Annotated in this window: 1 protein-coding gene; it reads left to right on the top strand. The window is 52.5% G+C overall.

The window, feature by feature from the left end; translation table 11 throughout:
- Positions 1–48: 48 nt before the first annotated feature.
- The coding region (locus F0U44_RS24065; protein WP_246160761.1) for a 50S ribosomal protein L16 at positions 49–554 on the top strand (506 nt) is incomplete at its 3' end.

The raw sequence follows: 554 nt of genomic DNA, 5'->3' as shown, positions 1-554 counted from the left end.
TCGAGGTTCTGTCGGGGTGTACCTGATCCCAAGATCCGTATCTTCGATTTGGGTAAGAAGAGAGCGACCGTTGACGACTTTCCACTGTGCGTGCACTTGGTGTCCGACGAATATGAACAGCTGTGCTCAGAGGCTTTGGAGGCAGGACGTATCTGCTGCAATAAGTACCTCGTAAAGAACTGCGGAAAGGATCAGTTCCATATCCGCATGAGACTTCACCCTTTCCACGTTATCCGCATCAATAAAATGTTATCATGCGCTGGAGCTGATAGGCTCCAGACTGGGATGCGTGGTGCGTTTGGCAAGCCTCAGGGTACTGTAGCACGTGTTCGCATTGGACAGCCCATCATGTCCGTGCGCTCTAGTGACAGGTGGAAGGCACAGGTCATCGAGGCTCTGCGCCGTGCCAAGTTCAAGTTCCCCGGACGTCAAAAGATCTACGTATCAAAGAAGTGGGGTTTCACAAAGTATGAACGTGATGAGTTTGAGAAGCTGCGTGAAGAGGGCCGCCTCGCTAATGACGGCTGCATTGAGCAGTACCGCCCGGAACATGG

The sequence above is a fragment of the Nocardioides humilatus genome, from assembly GCF_008373755.1.
In the GTDB taxonomy this organism is placed as follows: domain Bacteria; phylum Actinomycetota; class Actinomycetes; order Propionibacteriales; family Nocardioidaceae; genus Nocardioides; species Nocardioides humilatus.
Note: the sequence above shows the minus strand (reverse complement) of the source record. Positions and strands in the feature narration are given on the sequence as shown.